Consider the following 23,232-nt stretch of genomic DNA (forward strand, 5'->3'; position numbering starts at 1 on the left):
TCAGCTAGCCGTAGCGCTGTCTTGTTCGCCATACACTCCGACGGTTGTCCACGCCCTTCGAGCAGCAGCAGCCGTGCTTTCGTCGATCGCGCGCGCCGCCGCCACCGTCGCGTCGGCGAAGTCAATAAACGTGGCTGTGCTGGAAAGCTCTCCGGTAAGGGCGCGGTACCAAACGGTGCCAGCTCGCTCCCACGCCTTGCCGCCAAGGTCGCGCGCAAACAGGGCGAACGCGCGGTTCGGGATTCCGGAGTTGAGGTGCACGCCACCGTTGTCTTCTGTCGTGCGCACAAATCCGCTCATGTGATCGGGCTGCGGGTCTTTCCCAAGTTCGTCGTCGTCGTACGCCGTGCCAGGGGCGATCATCGATCGCAGTGCCGCACCTTCGACGGCTTCTGTAAAAATCTCGGAACCGATCAGCCACGACGCTTGGTCAGCGGTTTGCCCCAACGTGTACTGCTCGGTGAGTGCCCCGAAGACATCGGCGACCGATTCATTGAGCGCGCCAGGCTGGCCCTGGTACTCCAAGTTGGCGGTGTTTTGCACGAGCCCGTGCGCGAGCTCGTGACCGATCACGGTAAGCGACTCAGCGAAACCTCGGAATACCTCGCCATCGCCGTCTCCGAAGACCATGCGTTCGCCGTCCCAAAACGCGTTGTCGTAGTCAACGCCATAGTGCACCGTCGCGTTGAGCGGTGCACCCGCATCGTTCAGAGAGTTGCGGCCAAACGCGGCAAGCAACATCTCGAACGTGGCGCCGAGTCCTTCGAATGCCGCGTTTGCGGTGGCATCGGCAACTGCGGCATCGTCTTCGCTGCGCACAATCGCTCCAGGCAGCTGCTGCGTGTTCGCGGCGTCGCTCACCGTGCGGTTGGGGGCATCAGAGAGCTGTGCGACGAGGTCGCCGTTCTCATCGATCGATAGGTCGATGCGCGCGCGATACGGAGGGCGCCCAGCAGTCAGGGTTTGCCGTGCGGCTGCCGCGGCTTTAGTAAAACGGCCAGACTCGGCGAGGCGCGCAAGCAAGTAAGACGGGACTACTTCGTGACGTTCTCCGGATGCTGTGCTGCTCATGCTGCGACCCTACGCCGGGGCGCAGACCTTGGGCTCATTCTGGTCCGATCTGGGGATATCTTCCGCACCGGATCCCCTCAAGCATCAGCGGAGGAACTCTTCGCTTCGGGCGGAGTCCTACCTGGCGCGCCGCCTCCCGAGACGAGGTTCTCCTCCCGGGCGCACTCGCCCTTAACTTGAGAGTGAGAATCGTTATCAATAAGGTGTGAGTGTCATGCCAAACATTCCTTCTCGCCGCGCTTTGCGCGCGGTCGCCCTCGTCAGCTCGGCCATCGTGCTCGCTGCCTGCGCAGCGCCGGCTCCGCACTCGCCTGCCTCGCCGAGTGCGTCTGCGATCGGCCACGGGCTCGGCTCCAGTGGCGGGGCAGAGGTGTCCGCTGCAGCCCTCGCATTGGTGGTCGCGGAGGCGGACGGCGCACTGATCGTGCTCGATCTCGCGAGTGAGAAGCGCACGGATCTTGGTCACGGGTATGACCCGTTGCACTCTGTTTCCAGCGACGGTCGACATGTGTACCTCGCCCACGGAACGGAGGCACGCACGACGGTGACGATTGTCGATTCCGGTCGGTGGACTGTTCCCCACGGCGGTCATTCACACTCGTTCCTGGGCCAACCGCGCGTTGTCGGAACAGTTGAAGGGCAGGGCACGCCCAACGTGCATGTGGGAGATCTCGCAACCCTCGTGCGCTTCGAGAGCGACGAAACCTTCCTTCTCGAGCACGAAGCACTCGCAGAGCCGTTTGATACGCCAGACCCGCTGCCTCTCACAGCCCAGAGTGGCGCAGAGCCCAGCGATCCCGCCGTGCCTTTCGCCGACCACCTTCTGCTTGCGACGAGCGCCACGACCATCGAAGTTCGCGACCTGGAAAGTGTGCAGACCGCGAAGGACGCAGTGCCCTGCGAGCGCGGGACTGATGTTGAGGTCACCGTTGTCGGAGCCGTCTTCGCCTGCGCAGACGGGGCTGTGTTGTTCACCCGAGAGGTCGGCGGTGCCATCGCTGCGGAGGTCATCCCCTACCCCGCAGATGCAACTCCCGCGACACAGCTCGCTGGCCGTTCTGGTCGACCGGATCTCGCCGGAGTGGCGGGAGAGCGGGGGGCATGGCTGCTGGATGTGCGCGAACGGCAATGGACATGGCTTTCCTCCGACGTGCCGCTGGTTCTGGCAGTGGCCATCGGCGACGACGACAACCGCACCATCGCGGTGGACGTCGAGGGGCGAGTGCGGATCCTCGATGCCGACGGGGCGGTCCTCGTGCGCACAGATCCGCTGGTGGCCGCTTCTGTGGCCGATGCCGCGCTGCGTGATCGTGTGCAACTGATCGTCGACGCGCAGCACGTGTACCTCAGCGATCCGGCGAACCGCGCTGTGCACGAAATCGACCACGGTGACGGCCAGGTCACCCGCAGTTTTACCGACGTGGATCCCTGGTCAATCCAGCAGGTCGGTTGATTCTTCGACGGCACGGCCGTCGCCGCGCGCCCTGCGCACCCACCCCAAAGAAAGAGGAACACCCATGCCCATTCCCCACAAACGTTTTGCGATTGGCGCCGTCGGCGCAATTGCAGCCTTTGCATTGGCGGGATGCGCCAGCGCATCCCCCGCCAGCGAGCAGAACGAAGACGCCGCGACGGATAACCACCACGAGGCAGACACCCGAGTGGCGGTGACTTACGACGGCGGTGTGATGGTGCTCGACGGCGACACATTGGAGCCAGTGGGAGACGCAGCGCTTTCAGGTTTCTTGCGTGTCAACGGTGCGGGCGATCACGACGGTCATGTCTTCGTCACCGCCGAAAATGGCTTTCACGTGCTCGACTCCGGGTTGGCGTCGGACACCGTGGAGTTCACCGGGGAGCTTTTCCCCGCGGCTGCCGCAGGGCACGCGACCCCACACGCAGGGCGCACGGTGCTGTTCGACGATGCGACAGGGGAGTCGCAGGTATTCGACACCGACGACATTGGCTCAGGCACGCTGCCGGAGATCACCACACTCACGTCGGAAGCCGCGCACCACGGAGTCGCTATTGAGTTGTCGGACGGCACGACCCTCTCGACCATCGGCACATCCGAGTCTCGCAGTGGGGTCAGACATCTCGCCGAAGATGGCACCGAGCTTGCGCGCAACGAACAGTGCCCGAGCGTGCACGGCGAAGGCGCGTTGCAAGACGAAGTTGTGATGTTTGGCTGCGAAGACGGCGTACTGCTCTTCGATAACGGGGCGCTTACGAAGATTGATGCGCCAGACGAGTTTGGCCGCACAGGCAACGCGTACGTGAGTGACACCAGCCGTATCGCGTTCGGTGACTACAAGACCGACCCCGATCAGGAGGGGTACCTGCTTTCCCAGTTGGTGCGCGTTGACACCGAATCCCACACGATGTCGGTTGTCGATCTGCCAGACGGCGTCGAGTACACCTGGCGCGGTGTGGGCCGCGACGACCTTAACAATGTCGTCGTGCTCGGTGCCGACGGCACACTGACAGTGTTGGATGAGAACGGCAGCCCCCAAGATTCCTGGAGTGTCATCGATCCGTGGGAGAGCCCGACCGAATGGCAGCAGCCCCACCCAGGCCTGCGGGTGGTGGGCGACGTCGCCTACGTGACGGAGCCGTCGAAGGATCGCATCCTCGCGATCGACCTGCACTCGGGTGAGGTAACGGCAGATGTCACGCTCGACATCGTGCCGAACGAGTTCGTCGTGGTCGGCGCCTCAGGGCACTGACGAGGGCACTGAATAGGCGAAGGGCGAGCTCTCAGTCCGAGCTCGCCCTTCGTTTCATTCGCTAGAGCTTGTCGATACGCAACACCGTCGTGCGCAGCCCGTCTGACTCATGTTGCACCGGCATTCCCGGGTACTCCGTGGCGAACCAGAAGACGCCATGCGCCGCGTCATACCGCTGGCAGTTCAACTCGCCGAGTGGAGTTTGCAGGGTTACGGTCGTCACGCTGGTGGTTTCCGCATCGAACGCCGCGTGACCTTGCAACTCGGTCCAGGTGACCTGGTTCGACACGACAGTGTGCGGGTCTGCGACCGCCCAACGATCCAGGGTTGCGCCGTCGCTGCCTGTGCCTCGAAAGCGGTTCACATGTTCGCCAAGCGGGCCGTCTGGCCCTTCGAGAAGAAGGTGGATCACCAACCCCGATCCAGTAGCTTCGCGGATCTCCGCCGCGGTGAACGGGGTAGCAAGCAGACCGGGGCCGATAACGTGCGGGTCGAGAGTGGTCATGCTTCTAGTCTGGGCCCCCGCTGCCGCTCATGCGCATGAGCCGATCACAGATGGATGACGAAACGCGCGCGGCGCGTCCGCCATCCGTGGTTCGTTCATGCAGGTGAACTGTGCTGGCGGGAGGAGGTGGGCGGGCACTCCCCGGTCGCGTAAAATTGGCACAATGACCGACGCACCCGGACCCTTCGACGAGCTCAGGGACCCAGATTCCGAGGTCAGGGACCCAGATTTTGAGGTCAGGGAACCGGGAGCCGAGGTCAGGGGACCAGATTTTGAGGTTGGGGAACCGGGTGCCGAGGTTGGAGACCCGGGGGCCGAGGCCGGGCCTGGTGTCGACCCAGACGATCTCGCCACAACTCTTCGCGTACTCGCCGAGTTGCATCAGATCGACAACGAGCACCCGGACTTCGTCGCCGTGCGCCATGCGACGGCAGCGATGTTCAAGGCTGTTAAGCGTGTGCGGCGCAAAGAGATTCGTGATGCGATCGCCGAAGCAGACAAAGCCGTCGTCGCCCGCACAGCCACGGGCGCGCCCGACCGCATCGACGACGAAACGCGCGGGCACGAGCTCGCCACCAGCGTTGTCGACGCCCCCATCGCTGGCGAGTTGCTCAAGCCCCGCAACTGCTACATCTGCAAGCAGCCCTACACCGTGGTCGACGCGTTCTACCACCAGCTCTGCCCCGACTGTGCGCGCTTCAGCCACGGCAAACGCAATGCCCGCACTGACCTCACCGGCAAGCGCGCACTGCTCACCGGTGGTCGCGCAAAGATCGGCATGCACATCGCGCTGCGGCTGCTGCGCGATGGTGCGCACACGACCATCACGACACGATTCCCTCGCGACGCCGTCCGGCGCTTCTCGGCGCTGCCAGACTCGGCTGACTGGTTGCACCGCCTCCGCGTCGTCGGCATCGACCTGCGCGACCCAGCTCAGGTGATCGGCCTGGCCGATTCCGTGGCAGCACAGGGACCGCTCGATATTCTCATCAACAACGCAGCTCAGACGGTGCGGCGTTCGCCCGGTTCGTATTCCCTGCTGGCTGATGCAGAACTGCAGCCTCTGCCTGATGGTCCGCTGCCAGAGATGGAAACTTTCGGTCACACCGCAGACCCGCACCCCCAGGCGTTGCAGGCCTCGGTTGACGCGCACCCCCTGCTTTCGGTCGCCGCGCTCGGTGGCACCGTCGCCGAGCAAGGTGGGCAGGCGCTCACTGCCGAAGACCTTGCGCGTCTCGCGATGGCACCAGGCTCTTCATCTCTGGAAAAGCACGCAGACGGCTCCGCGATCGATGCGGGCGGGCTCGTCCCAGACGTCAACAGCACGAACAGCTGGGTGCAGTCGATTGACCAGGTCGATCCGCTGGAGATGCTCGAGGTGCAGCTCGCGAACACGACGGCACCGTTCCTGCTGATCAGCCGCCTGCGTGCGTCGATGGCGGCGTCGAGCGCGCACCGCAAATATGTGGTGAACGTGTCGGCGATGGAAGGGCAGTTCTCCCGGCGCTACAAGGGCCCAGGGCACCCGCACACGAACATGGCCAAGGCCGCGCTCAACATGCTCACCCGCACGAGTGCCGGTGAGATGCTCGAGACAGACGGCATCTTGATGACCGCCGTCGACACCGGCTGGATCACCGACGAGCGCCCGCACTTCACCAAGGTGCGTCTCGCGGAAGAAGGCTTCCACGCGCCACTGGATCTGGTCGATGGTGCCGCCCGCGTGTACGACCCGATCGTGCGCGGCGAGGCCGGCGACGACGTCCACGGCGTCTTCTTGAAGGACTACGAGCCCAGCCCCTGGTGAGCCCAGGCTGGACGCTTCGACAGGCTCAGCGACCCAGGGTAGGGACGCTTCGACAGGCTCAGCGACCCAGGGTAGGGACGCTTCGACAGGCTCAGCGACCGAGGCTCAGCGACCGAGGGTAGGACCCTGAGCTTGTCGAAGGGTACGACTACAGCCGGTCGACGGCGGTTACGGTGACGACCGCCTGACCTGCCTCATCGGAGGCAGCGAGGTCGATTGTTGCGGAGATGCCCCAGTCGTGGTCTCCCGCAGGGTCGTCGAAGATTTGGCGTGCGGTCCACTCCGCCGCGCCTTCGGTAAGCATCAACAACTTCGAACTGCGGGCATCGCCACCGGTAAGAATCTCGTCGTGATCATCGAAGTATCCATCGAGGGCGTCAGACCACGCATCGGCACCGAATCCGGCGTCGAGTTCGGAGAGAGCCGCCACGTCTTCGCGTGCGGCGAGTTGCACCCGGCGGAACAGTTCGTTGCGCACGAGGATGCGGAAGGCGCGCGTGTTGCTGGTGAGGCGTTTGGGCGCAGGCGGCACGATCGGCTTTTCGGTGGCGTGAGGGTCGAACTGGCCGTTGTCGACGCCGGCGATCAGCTCTTCCCATTCGTCCAACAGGCTGGAGTCCACCTGGCGTACGAGCTCTCCTAGCCATTCGATGAGATCTCGTAGATCTTCGTCTTTAAGGTCTTCGGGGATTGTCTGTGAAGCCGCACGGTAGGCGTCAGAGAGGTAGCGCAGCACCACACCTTCGGAACGCGCGATCTTGTAGTAGGCGACATATTCTCCGAACGACATGGCGCGCTCGTACATGTCGCGGACGACAGATTTTGGATGCAACTCGAAGTCACGAATCCACGGCTGAGCCGCACTGAACGTCTCGAAGGCGGCTGTGAGGAGCTCTTCGAGTGGCTTCGGGTACGTGATCTGTTCGAGCAGCTCCATGCGCTCGTCGTACTCGATGCCTTCAGATTTCATCGCGGCGACTGCTTCGCCCCGTGCCAAAAACTCTTGCTGGCTCAGCACGGCTCGCGGGTCGTCGAGCGTCGCCTCGACGATCGAGATCATGTCGAGGGCGTACGGCCCCGTACCGACGCCGTGGCTTCCGGGCCCTCCGGTCCCTGAGCTTGTCGAAGGGTCAGGATCCAGCAGCTCAAAAGCCGCGAGGGCGAAGGGGGACAGCGGTTGGTTGAGAGCGAAGTTCGGTTGCAGATCTACGGTGAGGCGGATGCCCTTCGACAGGCTCAGGGACCCACCTTCGCTCGGGGACCCAGCGGCCGGGGTCGCTGAGCTTGTCGAAGCGTCGAACGTCTCCACGATCCCGGATTCCAGCAGGGTGCGGTAGATGCCGATGGCGCGCAGCGCGAGCTCTCGTTGACGCTTCCGAGGTTCGTGGTTGTCGTATACGAGCGAGCGCATGTTCGCGAAGACGTCGCCGCCGCGCGCGATAACGTTCAGCATCATCGCGCTGGTGATCTGCATGTGAGACGTCAGCGTCTCTGGCACCGCATCGATGAGCTTGCGGAACGAGGGCTCTCCCCATGACACAAAACCGTCTGGCGCCTTCTTCCGCACCAGCTTGCGTTTCTTTTTCGGATCATCGCCGGCCTTACGGATTGCGGCGATGTTTTCGCTCTCGTGCTCTGGTGCCTGCGCGACGACCGTGCCTGCCGTGTCGTAGCCCGCTCGGCCCGCTCGTCCGGCGATCTGATGGAACTCTCTGGCGTTCAATTGCCGCATGCGCGTGCCATCAAACTTCGTCAACGCGGTGAGCAGCACAGTGCGGATCGGCACGTTGATGCCGACCCCGAGGGTGTCGGTGCCGCAGATCACACGCAGCAACCCGCGCTGGGCGAGTTGCTCGACCAGACGCCGATACTTCGGCAGCATGCCCGCGTGGTGCACGCCGATACCTGCGCGCAGGAACCGCGAAAGGGTCTTTCCGAACGCGGTTGTGAAGCGGAACTCGGCGATCAGTTCCGCGATCTGGTCGCGTTGTTCTCTGGTGGCGACCTTGGTGCTCGATAGTGCTTGCGCGCGCTCCATAGCGGCAGCCTGGGAGAAGTGCACCACGTAGACCGGAGATTGCGCGGTGTTCAGCAGATCGTCGATGGTCTCGTGAATCGGCGTGGTCTCGTAAAAGAAATGCAGGGGAACCGGACGCTCAACGCCAGTGACGGTCGCCGTTTCGCGTGTCGTGCGACGGGTGAGGTCGGCAGAAAGCTGCGTGACGTCGCCGAGCGTCGCCGACATCAGGATGAACTGTGCTTGCGGCAGTTCCAGGAGCGGAACCTGCCACGCCCACCCGCGGTCAGGGTCGGCGTAGAAGTGGAACTCGTCCATCACGACCTGGCCGACGTCAGCGCTTGTCCCCTGACGAAGGGAGAGGTTGGCGAGTATCTCGGCAGTGCAGCAGATGATCGGCGCATCGGCGTTCACCGAAGAGTCCCCCGTGATCATTCCGACGTTCTCTGCCCCAAACACGTCGACCAACGAGAAGAACTTCTCGCTCACGAGCGCTTTGATCGGTGCGGTGTAGTAGCTGCGCACGCCTGCATTGAGAGCGGCGAAGTGCGCCCCGATAGCGACAAGTGATTTTCCGGTCCCGGTGGGGGTAGAGAGGATCAGGTTGTTGCCTGAGACGATCTCGATGACGGCTTCATCTTGGGCCGGGTACAGGCTGATGCCGGTGGACTCTGCCCACTCGACGAACGCCAAATAAACGGCGTCCGCATCGGATCCGTCGGGAACAGTGGCGGGGTCGAGGAGGGATGCCATGATCTCTCGATCATCCCACCGTCGCCGGTCTGCAGGCGCATTTCGAGGCGGCGGGCGATGTAACAGCGAGACATCGATTCCCCGAGATACCGGAATATACCCGGTGAATATTGCCCTCCTTTGACACACTCGAAGGACGACCGAGGCACCGAAGCCCGGCGAGAGGGAGACCATGTCAGATCAGTTCTTCACGTTCGGAGCCCTGGGGCTTTACTTTGCCGGGATGCTCCTCATCGGTTGGCTCGCCTTCCGGCGCACCGCCAACCACGAGGATTACATGCTCGGTGGGCGTGACCTACCGCCGTGGGTAGCCGCGCTCAGCGCGGGTGCATCCGACATGTCTGGCTGGCTGGTGATGGGCCTCCCCGGGGCAATCTACGTCTCTGGTCTGATCGAAGCGTGGATCGCGGTGGGTCTGACCATCGGCGCCTACCTGAACTGGCTGCTCGTCGCGCCGCGCTTGCGTGCGTACACCGAGGTGTCACGCAACTCGATTACCGTGCCGAGCTTCTTCGAGAACCGGCTGCGGGACAACACACGCCTCCTGCGCATCATCTCGGGCGTCGTGATTCTGGTGTTCTTCACCCTTTACATCTCTTCGGGAATGGTCGCGGGTGGAGTCTTCTTCGAAAGCTCCTTCAACGGCGACTACTTGACCGGCATGCTGCTCGTCACCGGAGTCACGCTGGCGTACACGCTGTTCGGCGGGTTCCTCGGTGCATCGTTCACCGACGTGGTCCAGGGACTCATGATGTTGATCGCACTGATCGTCGTGCCGATCGTCGCTGTGACTTCGATCGGTGGTCTCGACGAGACCCTCACGCTCATCACTACCGTCGCCCCTGACAGCTTCTCCATGCTCGGCGGAGCGGCATTGACCGGGGGCACAGTGCTCGCGATTGTGTCGTCGCTGGCCTGGGGCCTCGGCTACTTCGGCCAGCCCCACATTCTCGTCCGGTTCATGGCACTGCGTAGCCCTCAGCAGGCGAAGAGTGCGCGTCGGATCGGCATTTCCTGGATGGTCATTGCACTCATCGGCTCCATCATCTCGGGCCTTGTGGGCATCGCGTTTATCGCCAAGAACGACATCGACCTCAGTAACCCCGAGACGATCGTGTTGCTGATGTCGCAGACACTGCTGCACCCGTTCGTCGCCGGCTTGGTGCTGGCGGCAGTGCTGGCGGCGATTATGAGCACGATCTCCAGTCAGCTGATTGTGACGTCTTCTGCTCTGGTGGAAGACCTCTACCAGGTGTTCCGCAAGACGCCGCCATCGAGCAAGACGCTCATGATGCTTGGGCGTGCGGCGGTGCTCGGCATCGCCGTCGTTGCGGCGCTCCTCGCGGTGACCCCGAACGACACGATCCTCGGCCTCGTTTCCTTCGCATGGGCAGGCTTCGGTGCCGCCTTCGGTCCGATCATCCTGCTGAGCCTCTTCTGGAAGCGCCTCACCAACTGGGGTGCGCTGGCCGGAATGGTCGTCGGAGCCGGTACCGTCTTCATCTGGAAGGCGCTAGACACCGGGCTTTACGAGCTTCTGCCCGCGTTCATCCTCGCGTTCATTGCGGCACTTGTCGTGAGCATTTTCACGTACAAGCCCAACGCCCAGATCCAGCAGGAGTTTGCAGACACCGGCGCGATGATGGTCGTGCCTCAGCCACGGATCGTCAACGACACGCCATAACGGTCGGTCCACAAAGCCGCTCCCTTCGGGCTGATTTTCATCGGCCCGAAGGGAGCACCACTTTGTGGCTACTTTGATCCGCCTGCTAGTCCCAGCGCAGTGATCAGCTCGTATGCGGCGGAACGCGCCTGCACAATGACTGTTCCCAGCTGCACTCCGGTCGCAGAGACCGACAGAAGCAGCTGGCCGTATGGCGCCAAGACGAAGCTCAGCAGCGAGAGCTGGCTTTGTCCGATTGTCACCGAGACCACAGCAGAGAGGCTCGGCTCTTTTCCGCCCGAGATAATCTCGGCTTCCGCTCTGGCTACGCCAAAGAGCGAACCGTTCATTGCGGATAGGCGATCGCCGGTGTCACCCGTCGTGCCTACCGAAGCAATGTGCAGCCCATCAGCAGTGGAAAGCACCGCGGTGGTCAGCTCAGGAAAACGCTCTTCGAGGCTGCGCAGCCGGGTGAGGGCTGCTTGGTTGACGACCCCAGACCACAGGGCCCAGTCGGCGGCGATCTCGGGGTGCATAACTCCGTGATCTGACAAGTGAGCGGTCTCGTGCGTAAGGGCGTTGTTGTCCGCCCGAATATCTAATCTCATGACTCTTCCTCCGGAAGGTCGAGCGCCACGCAAGCGACCCGCAAGACGCTTTCGCGGTCGCGGGCGTCGGCGGCGAAGACGCGAGTTTCAGGTATGGCGTGTCGTTGTAAGACCTCGGCCAGAGAGCCCAGGGCAGTGTGGAACGCGTCGCTGCTGCAATGGCTCACAGCGACCACAATTCGATGGCGATCGCCATCGAAGCGGGTGATCCACGCATCAGCATCGGCCACGATGTCGCCGCGGTCAGCGCGCAGCCAGAGCAGGATGCGCGTGTCGGCAGAAGACGGGCTTCGCCGCGCTGACGCGAATCGATCCTGGCCTGGCACTCCGACCAGTGCGACCGAGATGTCGGGTGTGGGGCTCCAGTGACCGTAGTCCAGCCCCACTGTGGTGGTCTTCTTGTCGCCATCACCGTACTCCGGCGAACCAGGAGAGATGGGGACGTCAGTGTCGACGGGTGCAACATCACTCAACGCACGAACAGCGGTTGTCTTTCCTGCCCCGACGGGGCCAGCAAAGATGAGCCGAAAATTTGTACGTCGATCGACGTGCCGCGAGCGTGGACGCCTCAACTTCTCGTGAAAAGACGACGCGCCCACTCGCGAACCACTACCGAGGCCGTTGTTCTGGACGGCCTCGTTCTTCAAGCGTTCAGGTCCGCTACGTGACGATTCACCGCAGAGCGAAGCAGCGCGATGTTCGTTGCCTGGCGGTCAGCCGCAAGGTAGATGAACGTGTCGTCGTTGACCATCTTGAGCAGGTGGAGCTGCGTGTCCAGCGTCAACAGCATGTCTTCGAGCGTCGCGTCGAGGCGGAGGGCAGCGATCGTCTTGCGCTTGCTCTTCACCATTTCGCTGTTGTACGCGCTGGCGACATCGAGGTCGAAGTCCGGACGGACCGAGTTCGATGCGAGCGGTAGACCAGATTCGACATCGACGACAGAGGCGCCGATAAAGCCGTTGATGTCATTCGCAATGTTCGCGATGAGTGCGTTCAGTTCGTCTTGCGTAGCCATGTGTAAATCCCCAAAGTTTGCTCTTGTACGCCAGAGACCACACTTTGCGGTCACCCCCAGTGCGCACACGAGTGACAAAAGTATATAACGATAGCGTCTCAAATCCACAAATGGGAGCACGACACGCCTGCGAAATTATCCTTCGCGACGTCGCACGATCTCGCCGATCCAGCTCGGGGCGTAGGGAGAGGTGCACCCGGGCGCGGTGGGGTAGTCGGCCAGAACTTGCAACTGCTCACCGATCGCCAGAGCACGCGCTCGGTGCTCAGGGTGAAAAATGCCGATGTTGGCGAGTGTCTCATTCATCGCCCACTGCGGCCGCTGGGGGGCATCCCTCATGTCGCGCTCGATGAGGTCGAGGAGGTGGGAGAGGTCGAGGCCGTCGGGCTCTTTCATCACCCGCACTGTCGTGAGCGACCAGGCGGCCGCGGCCACAGTGGGGTCGGCGTCATCAAACCACCGAACCCGTAGCTCTTCGGCAAGCGGTGTCTTCTTGGCGACGTAGTTGACAAACCAGTCGTTGACTTTAGGCACCTGCGTCTCACGCAGCATGGCGTCGAGTTCGTCGGCGGTGAAGTCTTTTGGACGGCAGATCAGCAGGGCGAGCAGTTGCGCCGAGGTCTCGTGCGTCGCCCAGAGCTGCTGGGCGAGCAGTTGATCGGTCTTGATGCGCTTCGCCAGCGCGCGCATCCTGCTGAGGTTGATGCCGTGGTCATCACCGCGCTTCTCGTTGGCAGCGCGCATTTTTGGGTCTTCGAGTGCCGCCAGCTCCGCCAGCGCCTCAGTGATGTCGGCCATGTTCACCAGAGTAGGTGGTCAGTCTTCGTCGACGAGCTCTCCACGAATCCGGCGGAGGTCTTCCATCAGTGAGCCGATCAAAATCCAGTGCGATGACGATGGTGGCCGGATCACCAGCGGCGCAGTGAGTGCGGGAATCGCAGAAGTCATGATCTCGGGTTCTGGCGAGGCCTCGGCGACCTGCACGGCAAGGCGTACATCGTGGCCGGCGCGTCGCAACTGTTCTGCGATTGCCACCACCGCTGGCTCTTCGCCGATCGTGTCGTCGTAGTGATCGAAGTAGGCACGTGTCATGCCAATGGTCTGCGTGACGATAGGGGAGATCTGGTCAAGGAGCGCGCGCATCTCTCGAAGGTCAGCACGGTGGGTCGAGCGGCGTGGATTCAGAGTGAGTGACTCTTCTCCGGCAGAGATAGAGGCCTCTGCGGCATCTTTCATCGGACGCAAGAGTCGTACTTCCAGCATCAACTCCTGGAGCTTCGCCGGAGTCTGCGCCTCCGGAAGAGCGTCCGCAAGGCGGTCGAGGCTTGCCGCGATCTCGCTCCCCAGCAGGCCGACGTCGCGGCGGGCGGGGGCGACGAGAACCGGGGGCACGATCAGCGCATTGACGACGATGCCGATCACCACGCCGATGAGTGTCTCGCCGATGCGCGCGACGGCGTACTCGGGGCTTGAGGATCCGAGAGCGAGGACGAGCATCGCCGAAATCGCGACTTGATTCGCCGTGCCTGGTGAGGCTCGAAACACCCACGCCACGAGCATCGCCACCACGATCGCGAGCAACACGATCCAACTGGGCGAGCCCAAGAGCAGTCCGAGTGCGACGGCAATCACCACCCCAGCAATCACACCGATACTGCGTTCGAGAGCCTTGGAGAGCGACTGATTCACGCTGGGCTGCACGACGAGGAGTGCGGCGATCGCGGCGAAAACCGGCAGTTGGGCGGGGAAGATCCACCCCGCGATCATCCACGCGGCGATAGTGGCCGCGGCCGATTTGACGACCTGCAGCAGGGGGGAGCGCTGGGACGCGCGGATTGCGGCAGAGATGCGCATGTGTCAACGCTACTGGTGTGGATGTCAACCCCGTCGCGCAACCACATCGATTGCTCCTGAATAGACATACACGACCCACGAATAGTGAGGAGCAACTCATGGTGCAGATTATCGAAACCATCGATGTCGACGTCCCGGTGCGCACGGCGTACAACCAGTGGACGCAGTTCGAGAGCTTCCCCGAGTTCCTCGATGAGGTCGAATCGATCACACAAGTCGACGCCACACACACCCGCTGGACGGTGAAGGTGGGTGGCGCCACACGCGAGTTCGACGCAGAGATTACCGAGCAACACCCAGACGAGCGCGTCGCGTGGAACAGTGTCGGCGGCGACACAGAGCACGCGGGAGTGGTGACGTTCCACAAACTCACCGACACCTCTACGCGGGTGACAGTGCAGATTGACTGGGAACCAGCCGGAATGCTCGAGAAGATCGGCTCTCTCGTCGGAGTTGGCGGGCACGCGGTCAAGCAAGACCTCGGCAACTTCAAGAAGTTCATCGAGAGCCGAGGAGTCGAAAACGGCTCGTGGCGCGGTGACGTAGACGCCTGATCCCGCCTGTGTGAAAAGGCCAGGAGGAGCTTCGGCTGCTCCTGGCCTTTTTCGTGCTTGCATGGGCGTATGGATCAGGATGAAAAGCTACGCGACCTGACCAGAGCGGTATGGGCCTCCGTGCTCTGCTTCGTGGCGGGAGCCATCGTGGGGGCTGTCATTTTGCGCGGCGACCCGCGCCCCCTCACCGGTGAAGGATCGATCGCGCTGCCGATCGCGGCGATCGCCGGCATCATCACTGCGCTCGCCTTCGCCGCCAGTTCGTTTTTGCATCGACAGGGTGACAGGCATCCGATGCCACGCTGGCAGTCCCTCGTGTCAGACCTCTCGGCAGTAGCGCTCACTCTTGCGCTGGGCGCCGTCACCTTTATGGGGGTGTTGCTTGCTACAGAAGTGCTCGATGCTGGCCTGCAAGGAGTGCAGCTGGCGGCTATCGGGGGCGGTCTGCTTGCGGGCGTTGCGGCAGCCGTCGGCGGACGGTTCGCGTTCGAGGCAGGCGTCGGCTTAAACACCACCGTGTTGACCGGGCTACTGTTCGGGTTCATCGTGATCGGCACACTCTTCGCCATGATCACGGCAGCAGACCCGCGTTGGTGGGAGGCAAACTTCTCCCAACTGGGCACCGGATCATGGGCCTTCAACGGAACTCTCGTGGTCGCAGGCCTCCTCGTCGCGACCGTGGGGTCGTACATCGGTCGAGACCTGCACAGAATGCTCGGCGACACTGCCCTCCCTCGCATTGCGGTGGTGGTGGCGCTGTGGGCTGCCACAGGCATGGCGCTCGCCGCGGTGGGACTACTGCCGGTGCACGTGACGCCGACGCCACACAACGTGGTGGCGATCGCAACGCTCGTACTATTTATCGCCGCGGCGATACTCACCGTCACGACCGTGCCGGGGCCTCCGGCTGTGCTGGCGGTGACGTCTCTCGGGGTCGGCCTACTTGTGGCGATAGCGATCGTGCTCTGGAAGCCATTCAGTATCTATTCGCTCACGGTTTTCGAAGCGATTGTTATCGGCCTGGGTCTGCTGTGGATGACGACGCTGGTGCGCGTGCTGGCGATCCTTGCGCCGTCGCATTCGCGTCCGTCATCACGGTCGTCGCTGTTGCACGCCGCCTGATGGCGGCACTCTCGCAAAAGAGTCGGATGCTCAGTGCGGATACGCAGTCTGGCGTGGTACGGTGACAGAGCGCGCGTGCCGGACGTTCCGACACGGCGTAGGCCGTGTAATCGGCTAAGTCAACAGAAAGTAGAAACACATGGCCACTGGCACTGTGAAATGGTTCAACGCGGAAAAGGGCTTCGGCTTCATCGCTCCCGATGACGGCTCGGACGACCTCTTCGCCCACTACTCGGCTATCGCCGGCTCTGGTTTCAAGGAGCTCCGCGAAAACCAGAAGGTCGAATTCGACGCTGAGCGTGGCCCCAAGGGCATGCAGGCGGCGAACATCCGCGCTCTCTGAGCGCGCGCTGACTTCCTGAAACCGGTCGGATCCTTTTGGATCCGGCCGGTTTTTTGCGTACCCGGTCGTCACGGTGGTGGAGAAGATCACGGGGTGAGGTCACCCTAACTTTCTGTTAGATTAGGCGAGGCTTACCAAAGGCTGAGTGCGGTTCTCGCGCTGATCTTTCTCCCCAATCACGAAGGGCACGCCTGTGCGCACCTCTCGAATTCTTGCCATCGGCGCAGCAGCAGCGCTCGCTTTCGGGCTCTCCGCTTGCGCGTCTTCCGCTCCGGAGTCGGCGTCGACTGCCGACAGCAACCCGGCCTCCGACGACGCGTTCCCCGTGACGGTCGAGCACATCTACGGCGAGACGACCATCACCGAGAAGCCAGAGCGGGTGGCGACCGTCGCCTGGGCGAACCACGAAGTGCCGTTGGCTTTGGGAATTGTTCCCGTGGGGATGAGCAAGGCTACCTGGGGTGACGACGACGATAACGGCGTATTGCCGTGGGTCGAGGACAAGCTCGACGAGCTCGGTGCAGAGACGCCGGTGCTCTTCGACGAAACAGACGGCATCGACTACGAAGCCGTTGCTGACACAGCGCCGGACGTGATTCTGGCCTCTTACTCGGGGCTGACGCAGGAAGAGTACGACACGCTCTCCAAGATCGCCCCGGTTGTTGCCTACCCAGAGGTCGCGTGGGGAACGTCGGTTGACGACATGATCGCAATGAACTCGAAGGCGCTCGGACTCGAGGCTGAAGGGGAGACCCTCATCGAAGACCTCCAGGCCGAAGCCGAAGCTGCCCTCGAGGTGAACAGCGCGTTGAAAGACAAAAAGGTCTTGTTCTCGTACATCGATCCGACCGACCTCAGCCAGATCGGTTTCTACACGGCGATCGACACGCGCCCCGGCTACCTGCACGACCTGGGTCTGCCGTTCCCCTCCATCGTGGAGGAGAACAAAGACAGCGACCAGTTCTACCTGTCGGTGAGCGCGGAGGAGGCGCAGAAATTCGACGATGTCGACCTGTTCATCACCTACGGCGACGAGTCACTCATCGACACACTGCAGGCTGACCCGCTGCTCTCCAAGATCCCCGCAATTGCGGAAGGACGCATCGCGATCCTCCCCGATTCCACGCCCATTGCCGCTTCAGCAAACCCCACACCGCTGTCGATCCCGTGGGGACTGAACGACTACTTCGCGATCTTGGCTGCCCCGCTCGCCCCGTAACAGTGTGATCCGCGTTTGCGGAGTGAGTAACCACGTGACTTCAGCCACCGCCATAGCACCGGGCACCGCGCACCTGCGGCGCCCGGTGCTCGTGCGCACGCTGTGGCTCGTTGCTGGGGTGGTTGTGCTGCTCATTCTCAGCGTGCTTTCGATCTCGTTCGGCGTGCGGGCAGTGTCGTTCGACGACATCGTCGCAGCGCTAAATGGTCAGACAGACACGATCGAACAGGCTTCGATCGTCAAGCGGATTCCCCGCACCGTCCTCGCCATTCTTGTCGGCGCAGCGCTCGCACTTTCGGGGGCGACCATGCAGGCCGTGACGCGGAACCCGATTGCCGATCCAGGCATCCTGGGGGTCTCAAACGGAGCCTCCCTCGCCGTCGTGCTCGGCATCGCCTTCTTCGGGCTTTCGAATCCGTATGGCCAGATGGCATTCGCAATTGCGGGAGCAGGAGTCGCCGCCGTGTTTGTCTACGCCGTCGCCTCTCTCGGACGCGGTGGGGCGACTCCGCTCAAGCTTGCGCTCGCTGGCGCCGCGACCTCTGCGGCATTCGCGTCGCTCATCAGCGCTGTTATGTTGCCGCGGGTTGACCTGTTGCAAACATTCCAGTCCTGGCAGATCGGTGGCGTCGGTGGTGCGGAGTGGCCGCGCATCGCGATCACTGCGCCGGTGCTCGCCCTCGGTGCGCTCATTTGTTTTCTGAGCGCGCGCGGCATGAACTCCCTCGCGTTGGGAGATGAAATGGCCAAAGGCCTGGGCGAAAACGTGTTCCGCACCCGGATGGTCTCGGCGCTGGGCGCGGTGATCCTTGCGGGAGCGGCAACAGCGATCGCCGGGCCGATCGGCTTCGTCGGGCTGGTGGTGCCGCACATGTGTCGCATGCTGATCGGCACCGATCACCGGTGGTTGCTTCCGTTCTCCGCCGTTGTCGGTGCCGCGCTGCTGACGGCCAGCGACATCATCGGACGTGTGATTGCCCCCTCCTCGGAGGAGATTCAAGTCGGGATCATCACCGCCATCATCGGTGCACCCTTCTTCATCTGGATTGTGCGCAAACAGAAGGTGCGTGAGCTGTGAGCACGAGCGAACACACTCTTGATCGGGTAGACGAATCGGCAGCCGCACGGATCACGCGCATCGTTGCGGGACGACGTGCCCGCCATCGTCGGCACGCCGTCGCGACGATCGTGCTGAGCATCTTGCTTTTCGCCCTGTTCGCTATCGCGCTCATGGTGGGCAATACCTTCTACACTCCGGCTGAAGTGATGCGCGTCATCTTCGGCGAAACTGTTCCAGGCGCATCGTTCACTGTGGGGGACTTGCGGCTTCCGCGTGCGGTCCTTGCCGTACTTACCGGTGTCGGTTTCGGCATTGCCGGTGTCTGTTTTCAGACGATGCTACGAAACCCGCTGGCATCACCAGACATCATCGGCATCTCGAACGGTGCCAGCGCGGCGGCGGTTTTTGGCATTATTGTGCTTTCGCTCGACGGGCCGGTTGTCTCGCTGTTCGCGCTTGGTGGAGCCCTCATCACCGCTTTTGTGATCTACCTTCTTTCGATCAAGGGGGGATTCGCCGGCACACGATTGATTCTGATTGGCATCGGCGTTGCGGCCATGCTGCACAGCGTGGTCTCTTACATGTTGTCGCGTGCTCCGAGCTGGGATATCCAGACCGCCATGCAGTGGCTGGCTGGCAGCCTCAACAACGCGTCGTGGGAGCGAGTGCTGCCCGTCGCGATCGCCACGGTGATCATCGTTCCGTTGATGCTGGGAAACGGGAGAGCGCTGGGTGCTCTTCAGCTGGGCGATGAGTCGGCTGCGGGGCTGGGGGTCAGGGTCAACGCCACCCGGCTATTGCTCATCGTCGGTGCGGTCGCGTTGCTCGCGTTCGCGACGGCCGCTACCGGACCGATTGCTTTCGTGGCCTTTATGGCGGGCCCGATCGCCGCTCGTCTCACCGGCCCAGGCGCAAATCTGCTGCTGCCGTCTGCGTTGGTCGGTGCGGTGCTGGTGCTTGGAGGCGACCTGATCGGCCAGTTCGCCTTCGGAACCCGCTATCCCGTTGGTGTCGTTACCGGTGTGATTGGCGCGCCCTATTTGATCTACCTGCTCATCCGTACAAACCGCTCCGGGGGTTCGCTATGACCGTCTCGCACAGCCTGTCGGCGGAGGGCGTGACCCTCGCCTACGGCGATCGCACCGTCATCGACGGACTCGATCTGACCATCGCGCCCGGCCGCATTACGACGATTGTGGGAGCGAACGGCTGCGGCAAGTCCACGCTGCTGCGCTCGCTGGCTCGGCTGCTTTCGCCGAGCGCTGGGCAGGTCGTCCTCGACGGCAAGTCTGTGCACGCGCAACCCACCAAAGAGGTCGCGCGGGTGCTCGGGTTGCTTCCGCAGGCGCCGGTCGCGCCGGAAGGCATCGCGGTCGCCGACCTTGTGGGAAGAGGGCGGCACCCGCATCAGAAGATGTTGGCGAGATGGAGCGCGCACGACTACGAAGTGGTGGCCGATGCGCTCGACGCGACCGGCGTCTCCGATCTGGCTGACCGCAGCGTCGACGAGCTATCCGGCGGGCAACGGCAACGCGTATGGATCGCGATGGCGCTCGCCCAGGAGACCGACATTCTGTTGCTGGATGAGCCCACTACCTTCCTCGATGTGGCGCACCAGGTCGAGGTGCTCGATCTGCTGACCGACCTGAGCGTCTCGCGCGGCACAACCATCGTCATGGTGCTGCACGATCTGAACCTGGCTGCCCGGTACGCCGATGAGCTGGTTGCGATGAAGGACGGCCGGGTGCATGCGACCGGTGCTCCGCAAGAGATTGTTACAGCGCAGCTCGTCGAAGAGGTCTTCAGCCTCGCCAACCAAATCACCATCGACCCGGTCTCCGGAAAGCCGATGGTCACACCGATCGGGAGGCACCATGTCCGCTAAAGCGACAACGACCGAACGTCCGACTTACATTCTCACGCGTGCCGTGGTTCGTGCCGTCGCGCGGGTATCGCCATCTTTTGTGCGGGTGACTTTCGGCGGTGAAGAGCTCTCCGAAATCTGCACACCTGGCGAGGTCTGCGACAGCCGTATCAAGCTTGTCTTTCCGCCGGCTTCTGGGGTGCTCCCCGAGCTCGATCGAGAGTCGGACAGTTGGTGGCAGACGTATCTCGCGGTGCCGGAGGAAGAGCGCGGGTCGATGCGCACGTACTCGGTGCGTGATGTTCGCATCGATGACATGGCAGGCACCGAGGTAGACGTTGACTTTGTCTTGCACCTCGAACCTGGGCTCACCGGGCCTGCGTCGCTGTGGGCCAGCGCCGCAGAGGTGGGGCAGGAGCTTTATTTGGTGGGACCGCGGCGCGGACTAGGCGTTGATGTTCATGGTGGGGCGGAGTTTGCCCCCGGTGCGGCCGACTCGATTGTGCTGGCTGGTGACGAAACCGCGGCACCGGCGATCGCGCGCATTCTGGAAGATGCCCCGCGTGACCAGCGCGGTGTCGCTTTCATCGAGGTGCCGTCTCCCGCCGACATTCTGCGGATCGATGCGCCATCCGGCATCGAGATTTGCTGGTTGCCGCGTGATATCGGAGAGCCGCACGGTTTGCGTCTGATTCCTGCTGTGCTCGAATACCTCGGTGATGCAGACGCGACGGACGAGATCCGCGTGAATGACATCGAGGGTGACAGCCTCCTGTGGGAGACGCCAGGCTACTCCGGGCTCGGGGAAGAGATTGCCGGGCCGCGCGCTCCCGCTGAACGCTACTTCTGGATCGCGGGGGAGAGCGGTGTCGTGACGACGTTGCGCAGGCACCTGGTCAAAGACCTCGGGATCGACCGCAGCCAGGTGGCCTTCATGGGCTACTGGCGCCGCGGCGTCGCCATGCGCGGCTGACCCCCCCCCACCTGCCCCATTCCGCTCCCGTCGCACTTTCTGTCGCTCTGTTGCTCAAGAAGCGACAGAAAGTGCGACGGGAGCGAGGGGGGGGTAGGGGTGACGCGGGTGGGTGGAGGGGGAGATTGCTTACCTGGTTAGCGAACTCGCTGTCAAGGTGCGTGCGTTTTGATCTGCATGAACGTAATGTGCGGGGCATGGACTCACGAACGAAGGGCATCGGCCGCCAGTCTCTGATCATCGCCGCGGCCAGCTTTATGCTGGCTGCCGCCACAATCGGGGCAGGGGTGTTCGGCGGAACATCCGTCGACAACTTGCAAGACGGAGCGCTCTCGGAGCAGGGCTCGTACCTTGCTCCCGCCGGGCCAGCGTTCTCCATCTGGTCATTGATCTACCTCGGACTCATCGCATACACGGTGTGGCAGGCGCTGCCCGCGCAGCGGCAAGACGCGCGCCAGGAAGCGGTCGGCGGATGGATCGCCGTATCCATGGTGCTGAACGGGCTATGGCTCGTCACGGCGCAGTATCTGTCGTTGTGGCTGACGGTGGTCGTGATCGCGCTGTTGCTGGCTTCACTCGCCCGCGTGATCGTGATTCTCGGGCGCTTCCCGGCGCGAAACCTCGCCGACCGCATCTTGACGGACGGTGCCAACGGCCTCCACTTCGGTTGGGTGACGATCGCAACTGTCGCGAATGCGACCGCGTGGCTCACGCAGATTGCCCCGGAAAGCTGGGGAGAAGCCGCCGATGCATGGGCTATCGCGGTACTCATCGTCGTACTCGTCATCGGATCGGCAGCGGCGTGGGTGACTGGCCGGGTTGCACCGGCGCTCGCCACATCGTGGGGCCTGGCCTGGCTCGCCGTCGGCCGGTTGGCTGGGGAGCCGGAGAGCACCCCGACCGCGATCACCGCGATCATCGTCGCGGTTGTTCTGGTCACGGTTGCCGTGGTGGCGGCGGTACGTCGACGCCGTTCGGTCTGAGGCCGCCTCCTACGGCGTTCACAACTCAGGAATACTGTTCCGTCAGCGCAGAAAACGCTGCGCGTGACGTGTTTCGGTGGCAGTCTTCCTGAGTTGTGAACGGCATGCGACGGGAGCGATCCGTAGAGCGGGCATGGCACGTATTGCACAGTCGCGGATGCCTACCGTCGAAGGATGACGAATCCACATTTTTCGACGAACGCACCCTTCACCGTCCTCGGCTATGCCGTGCGCACCGACGGACCGGGTTCTGCAAACGCCATCCCGTCGCTCTGGAGTCGCATCTACGGCGAAGGATTGCTGGATGCTGTTCCTGGCCGCTCCAGCGACGAGGTGTATGCCGTATATACGCACCTCGAGAATGCCGGCGCTCACCGTGACGGCTGGTTCACCTTCCTCATCGGCGTCCAGGTCGACCCGGCAACGCCAATTCCGGAAGGCATGACGCTGGTGGGTGTGCCGCAGTCCGCGCGGGCCATATTCACCGTTCCGGAGGGCGACCCCACCCGGGTGCTCGAGGCGTGGACGGAGGCCTGGGCATTCGACGACGACCGCAAGACCTTCCTGTGTGAGTATGAGCAGTACGGATCAGAGGGTGCCTTCGTGGCCCTCGGCGTGCACGAAGAAGGCTGAGGCCAGAATGTCTACTCCGCTCCCCGCGATGCCTGAGGAGGTCGCCGCCGCTTTCGCAGACTTCCCTGATCAGGTTGCCGAACGGCTGGCGGCGGTCCGAGCGCTCGCATTCGCCGTTGCGGCGGAGATCCCTGAGGGTGGCGGCTTGCGAGAGTACCTCGCTTGGGGTGAGCCCAGCCTGCGCCCCGTTCGCGAGCGCGTCGGAACAGCGATTCGGCTGGGGACAACTCGCGATGGAACGCCGGCGGTATTCGTGCACTGCGGCACACCGCTGATCGCCGAATCGAGGGCCACAACCAGCCATCTGAGTTACGAGGGTAACCGGGCAGTGTTGATACCGGACGACGGCCCTCTTCCTGAGGCTGAGCTGCGGAGCCTCATTGAGCGCACCTTTACCCTCCATCTGCGGCAGCACTAGATCATCGTGCGACACTGAGGCATCGTCGTGTGGCGGTCGCCCAC

At 63.1% G+C, this 23,232-nt stretch carries 23 protein-coding genes; 15 read left to right on the forward strand and 8 right to left on the reverse strand.

Going from position 1 to position 23,232, the window contains the following annotated elements:
• Complete coding sequence (locus AB0O87_RS04090) at positions 1-1,071, reverse strand: M4 family metallopeptidase (protein ID WP_363511978.1); 1,071 nt, start codon at positions 1,069-1,071, stop codon at positions 1-3.
• Between the two features lie 214 nt (positions 1,072-1,285).
• Here AB0O87_RS04090 and AB0O87_RS04095 point away from each other — a divergent pair, with 214 nt between their 5' ends.
• Positions 1,286-2,524 carry a hypothetical protein gene (locus tag AB0O87_RS04095; protein WP_363511980.1) on the forward strand — a complete coding sequence of 413 codons (1,239 nt, stop codon included), beginning with the start codon at positions 1,286-1,288 and terminating at the stop codon, positions 2,522-2,524.
• Positions 2,525-2,588: 64 nt separating this feature from the next.
• The gene (locus AB0O87_RS04100) at positions 2,589-3,797 is read left to right on the forward strand and encodes a hypothetical protein (protein WP_363511982.1); all 1,209 of its coding nucleotides are present in this window, start codon (positions 2,589-2,591) and stop codon (positions 3,795-3,797) included.
• A 61-nt stretch (positions 3,798-3,858) separates the two neighbouring features.
• On the opposite strand, the gene AB0O87_RS04105 is transcribed toward AB0O87_RS04100, so the two are convergent.
• Positions 3,859-4,302 carry a hypothetical protein gene (locus AB0O87_RS04105; protein WP_363511984.1) on the reverse strand — a complete coding sequence of 148 codons (444 nt, stop codon included), beginning with the start codon at positions 4,300-4,302 and terminating at the stop codon, positions 3,859-3,861.
• A gap of 163 nt (positions 4,303-4,465) precedes the next feature.
• On the opposite strand from AB0O87_RS04105, the gene AB0O87_RS04110 reads away from it, so the two are divergent.
• Positions 4,466-6,109, forward strand: a complete 1,644-nt coding sequence (locus tag AB0O87_RS04110) for an SDR family NAD(P)-dependent oxidoreductase (protein WP_363511986.1) — start codon at positions 4,466-4,468, stop codon at positions 6,107-6,109.
• A 148-nt stretch (positions 6,110-6,257) separates the two neighbouring features.
• On the opposite strand, the gene AB0O87_RS04115 is transcribed toward AB0O87_RS04110, so the two are convergent.
• Entirely contained in the window at positions 6,258-8,879 is a 2,622-nt protein-coding gene (locus tag AB0O87_RS04115; RefSeq protein ID WP_363511988.1) for a DUF3516 domain-containing protein, read from the reverse strand.
• A gap of 172 nt (positions 8,880-9,051) precedes the next feature.
• On the opposite strand from AB0O87_RS04115, the gene putP reads away from it, so the two are divergent.
• Positions 9,052-10,563: a sodium/proline symporter PutP gene (gene putP / locus AB0O87_RS04120; protein ID WP_363511990.1), complete on the forward strand. Its 1,512-nt coding sequence runs from the start codon at positions 9,052-9,054 to the stop codon at positions 10,561-10,563.
• Between the two features lie 68 nt (positions 10,564-10,631).
• On the opposite strand, the gene AB0O87_RS04125 is transcribed toward putP, so the two are convergent.
• From AB0O87_RS04125 to AB0O87_RS04145, 5 genes are all read right to left on the reverse strand, one after another.
• Positions 10,632-11,150, reverse strand: coding sequence for a hypothetical protein (locus tag AB0O87_RS04125; RefSeq protein ID WP_363511992.1), 519 nt, complete (start codon positions 11,148-11,150; stop codon positions 10,632-10,634).
• On the reverse strand, positions 11,147-11,797 hold the full coding sequence (locus tag AB0O87_RS04130) for a hypothetical protein (RefSeq protein WP_363511994.1): 651 nt from the start codon (positions 11,795-11,797) through the stop codon (positions 11,147-11,149). Before AB0O87_RS04130 ends, AB0O87_RS04125 begins: the two co-directional genes overlap by 4 nt.
• Positions 11,794-12,165, reverse strand: coding sequence for a hypothetical protein (locus AB0O87_RS04135; RefSeq protein WP_363511995.1), 372 nt, complete (start codon positions 12,163-12,165; stop codon positions 11,794-11,796). The genes AB0O87_RS04130 and AB0O87_RS04135 overlap by 4 nt, the downstream gene beginning before the upstream one ends.
• A gap of 135 nt (positions 12,166-12,300) precedes the next feature.
• The gene (locus tag AB0O87_RS04140; RefSeq protein WP_363511997.1) at positions 12,301-12,963 is read right to left on the reverse strand and encodes a DNA alkylation repair protein; all 663 of its coding nucleotides are present in this window, start codon (positions 12,961-12,963) and stop codon (positions 12,301-12,303) included.
• An 18-nt stretch (positions 12,964-12,981) separates the two neighbouring features.
• Positions 12,982-14,019, reverse strand: a complete 1,038-nt coding sequence (locus AB0O87_RS04145) for an FUSC family protein (RefSeq protein ID WP_363511999.1) — start codon at positions 14,017-14,019, stop codon at positions 12,982-12,984.
• Positions 14,020-14,117: 98 nt separating this feature from the next.
• Between AB0O87_RS04145 and AB0O87_RS04150 the strand changes: the two genes are divergently transcribed.
• The 11 genes from AB0O87_RS04150 to AB0O87_RS04200 all read left to right on the forward strand — a co-directional run bounded on the left by AB0O87_RS04150 (position 14,118) and on the right by AB0O87_RS04200 (position 23,188).
• Entirely contained in the window at positions 14,118-14,573 is a 456-nt protein-coding gene (locus tag AB0O87_RS04150) for an SRPBCC family protein (RefSeq protein WP_363512000.1), read from the forward strand.
• 69 nt (positions 14,574-14,642) lie between these two features.
• Entirely contained in the window at positions 14,643-15,695 is a 1,053-nt protein-coding gene (locus AB0O87_RS04155) for a DUF998 domain-containing protein (protein ID WP_363512002.1), read from the forward strand.
• A 139-nt stretch (positions 15,696-15,834) separates the two neighbouring features.
• Positions 15,835-16,038 (forward strand): cold-shock protein, encoded by a 204-nt coding sequence (locus AB0O87_RS04160; protein ID WP_017831237.1) that lies wholly within the window; start codon positions 15,835-15,837, stop codon positions 16,036-16,038.
• A 193-nt stretch (positions 16,039-16,231) separates the two neighbouring features.
• On the forward strand, positions 16,232-17,257 hold the full coding sequence (locus tag AB0O87_RS04165; RefSeq protein ID WP_363512004.1) for an iron-siderophore ABC transporter substrate-binding protein: 1,026 nt from the start codon (positions 16,232-16,234) through the stop codon (positions 17,255-17,257).
• A gap of 34 nt (positions 17,258-17,291) precedes the next feature.
• The gene (locus AB0O87_RS04170) at positions 17,292-18,335 is read left to right on the forward strand and encodes an iron ABC transporter permease (protein ID WP_363512006.1); all 1,044 of its coding nucleotides are present in this window, start codon (positions 17,292-17,294) and stop codon (positions 18,333-18,335) included.
• Entirely contained in the window at positions 18,332-19,405 is a 1,074-nt protein-coding gene (locus AB0O87_RS04175) for an iron chelate uptake ABC transporter family permease subunit (RefSeq protein WP_363512008.1), read from the forward strand. The genes AB0O87_RS04170 and AB0O87_RS04175 overlap by 4 nt, the downstream gene beginning before the upstream one ends.
• Positions 19,402-20,202, forward strand: coding sequence for an ABC transporter ATP-binding protein (locus AB0O87_RS04180; RefSeq protein ID WP_363512010.1), 801 nt, complete (start codon positions 19,402-19,404; stop codon positions 20,200-20,202). The genes AB0O87_RS04175 and AB0O87_RS04180 overlap by 4 nt, the downstream gene beginning before the upstream one ends.
• Positions 20,192-21,154, forward strand: a complete 963-nt coding sequence (locus AB0O87_RS04185; protein WP_363512012.1) for a siderophore-interacting protein — start codon at positions 20,192-20,194, stop codon at positions 21,152-21,154. The genes AB0O87_RS04180 and AB0O87_RS04185 overlap by 11 nt, the downstream gene beginning before the upstream one ends.
• A 197-nt stretch (positions 21,155-21,351) precedes the next feature.
• On the forward strand, positions 21,352-22,137 hold the full coding sequence (locus AB0O87_RS04190; protein ID WP_363512014.1) for a TspO/MBR family protein: 786 nt from the start codon (positions 21,352-21,354) through the stop codon (positions 22,135-22,137).
• Positions 22,138-22,311: 174 nt separating this feature from the next.
• Positions 22,312-22,770 carry an effector binding domain-containing protein gene (locus AB0O87_RS04195; RefSeq protein WP_363512016.1) on the forward strand — a complete coding sequence of 153 codons (459 nt, stop codon included), beginning with the start codon at positions 22,312-22,314 and terminating at the stop codon, positions 22,768-22,770.
• A 7-nt stretch (positions 22,771-22,777) separates the two neighbouring features.
• On the forward strand, positions 22,778-23,188 hold the full coding sequence (locus AB0O87_RS04200; protein ID WP_363512018.1) for a hypothetical protein: 411 nt from the start codon (positions 22,778-22,780) through the stop codon (positions 23,186-23,188).
• The last annotated feature ends 44 nt before the right edge of the window (positions 23,189-23,232 follow it).

Origin of the sequence: Microbacterium sp. NPDC076768, from assembly GCF_040687205.1 — a bacterium.
Lineage (GTDB): Bacteria > Actinomycetota > Actinomycetes > Actinomycetales > Microbacteriaceae > Microbacterium.

What these genes read in the sequence shown, in the direction of transcription:
- AB0O87_RS04090 (WP_363511978.1), bottom strand. Translation starts at nt 1,071, where the DNA reads ATGAGCAGCACAGCATCCGGAGAACGTCACGAAGTAGTCCCGTCTTAC.
- AB0O87_RS04095 (WP_363511980.1), top strand. Translation starts at nt 1,286, where the DNA reads ATGCCAAACATTCCTTCTCGCCGCGCTTTGCGCGCGGTCGCCCTCGTC.
- AB0O87_RS04100 (WP_363511982.1), top strand. Translation starts at nt 2,589, where the DNA reads ATGCCCATTCCCCACAAACGTTTTGCGATTGGCGCCGTCGGCGCAATT.
- AB0O87_RS04105 (WP_363511984.1), bottom strand. Translation starts at nt 4,302, where the DNA reads ATGACCACTCTCGACCCGCACGTTATCGGCCCCGGTCTGCTTGCTACC.
- AB0O87_RS04110 (WP_363511986.1), top strand. Translation starts at nt 4,466, where the DNA reads ATGACCGACGCACCCGGACCCTTCGACGAGCTCAGGGACCCAGATTCC.
- AB0O87_RS04115 (WP_363511988.1), bottom strand. Translation starts at nt 8,879, where the DNA reads ATGGCATCCCTCCTCGACCCCGCCACTGTTCCCGACGGATCCGATGCG.
- putP (WP_363511990.1), top strand. Translation starts at nt 9,052, where the DNA reads ATGTCAGATCAGTTCTTCACGTTCGGAGCCCTGGGGCTTTACTTTGCC.
- AB0O87_RS04125 (WP_363511992.1), bottom strand. Translation starts at nt 11,150, where the DNA reads ATGAGATTAGATATTCGGGCGGACAACAACGCCCTTACGCACGAGACC.
- AB0O87_RS04135 (WP_363511995.1), bottom strand. Translation starts at nt 12,165, where the DNA reads ATGGCTACGCAAGACGAACTGAACGCACTCATCGCGAACATTGCGAAT.
- AB0O87_RS04140 (WP_363511997.1), bottom strand. Translation starts at nt 12,963, where the DNA reads ATGGCCGACATCACTGAGGCGCTGGCGGAGCTGGCGGCACTCGAAGAC.
- AB0O87_RS04145 (WP_363511999.1), bottom strand. Translation starts at nt 14,019, where the DNA reads ATGCGCATCTCTGCCGCAATCCGCGCGTCCCAGCGCTCCCCCCTGCTG.
- AB0O87_RS04150 (WP_363512000.1), top strand. Translation starts at nt 14,118, where the DNA reads ATGGTGCAGATTATCGAAACCATCGATGTCGACGTCCCGGTGCGCACG.
- AB0O87_RS04155 (WP_363512002.1), top strand. Translation starts at nt 14,643, where the DNA reads ATGGATCAGGATGAAAAGCTACGCGACCTGACCAGAGCGGTATGGGCC.
- AB0O87_RS04160 (WP_017831237.1), top strand. Translation starts at nt 15,835, where the DNA reads ATGGCCACTGGCACTGTGAAATGGTTCAACGCGGAAAAGGGCTTCGGC.
- AB0O87_RS04180 (WP_363512010.1), top strand. Translation starts at nt 19,402, where the DNA reads ATGACCGTCTCGCACAGCCTGTCGGCGGAGGGCGTGACCCTCGCCTAC.
- AB0O87_RS04185 (WP_363512012.1), top strand. Translation starts at nt 20,192, where the DNA reads ATGTCCGCTAAAGCGACAACGACCGAACGTCCGACTTACATTCTCACG.
- AB0O87_RS04190 (WP_363512014.1), top strand. Translation starts at nt 21,352, where the DNA reads ATGGACTCACGAACGAAGGGCATCGGCCGCCAGTCTCTGATCATCGCC.
- AB0O87_RS04195 (WP_363512016.1), top strand. Translation starts at nt 22,312, where the DNA reads ATGACGAATCCACATTTTTCGACGAACGCACCCTTCACCGTCCTCGGC.
- AB0O87_RS04200 (WP_363512018.1), top strand. Translation starts at nt 22,778, where the DNA reads ATGTCTACTCCGCTCCCCGCGATGCCTGAGGAGGTCGCCGCCGCTTTC.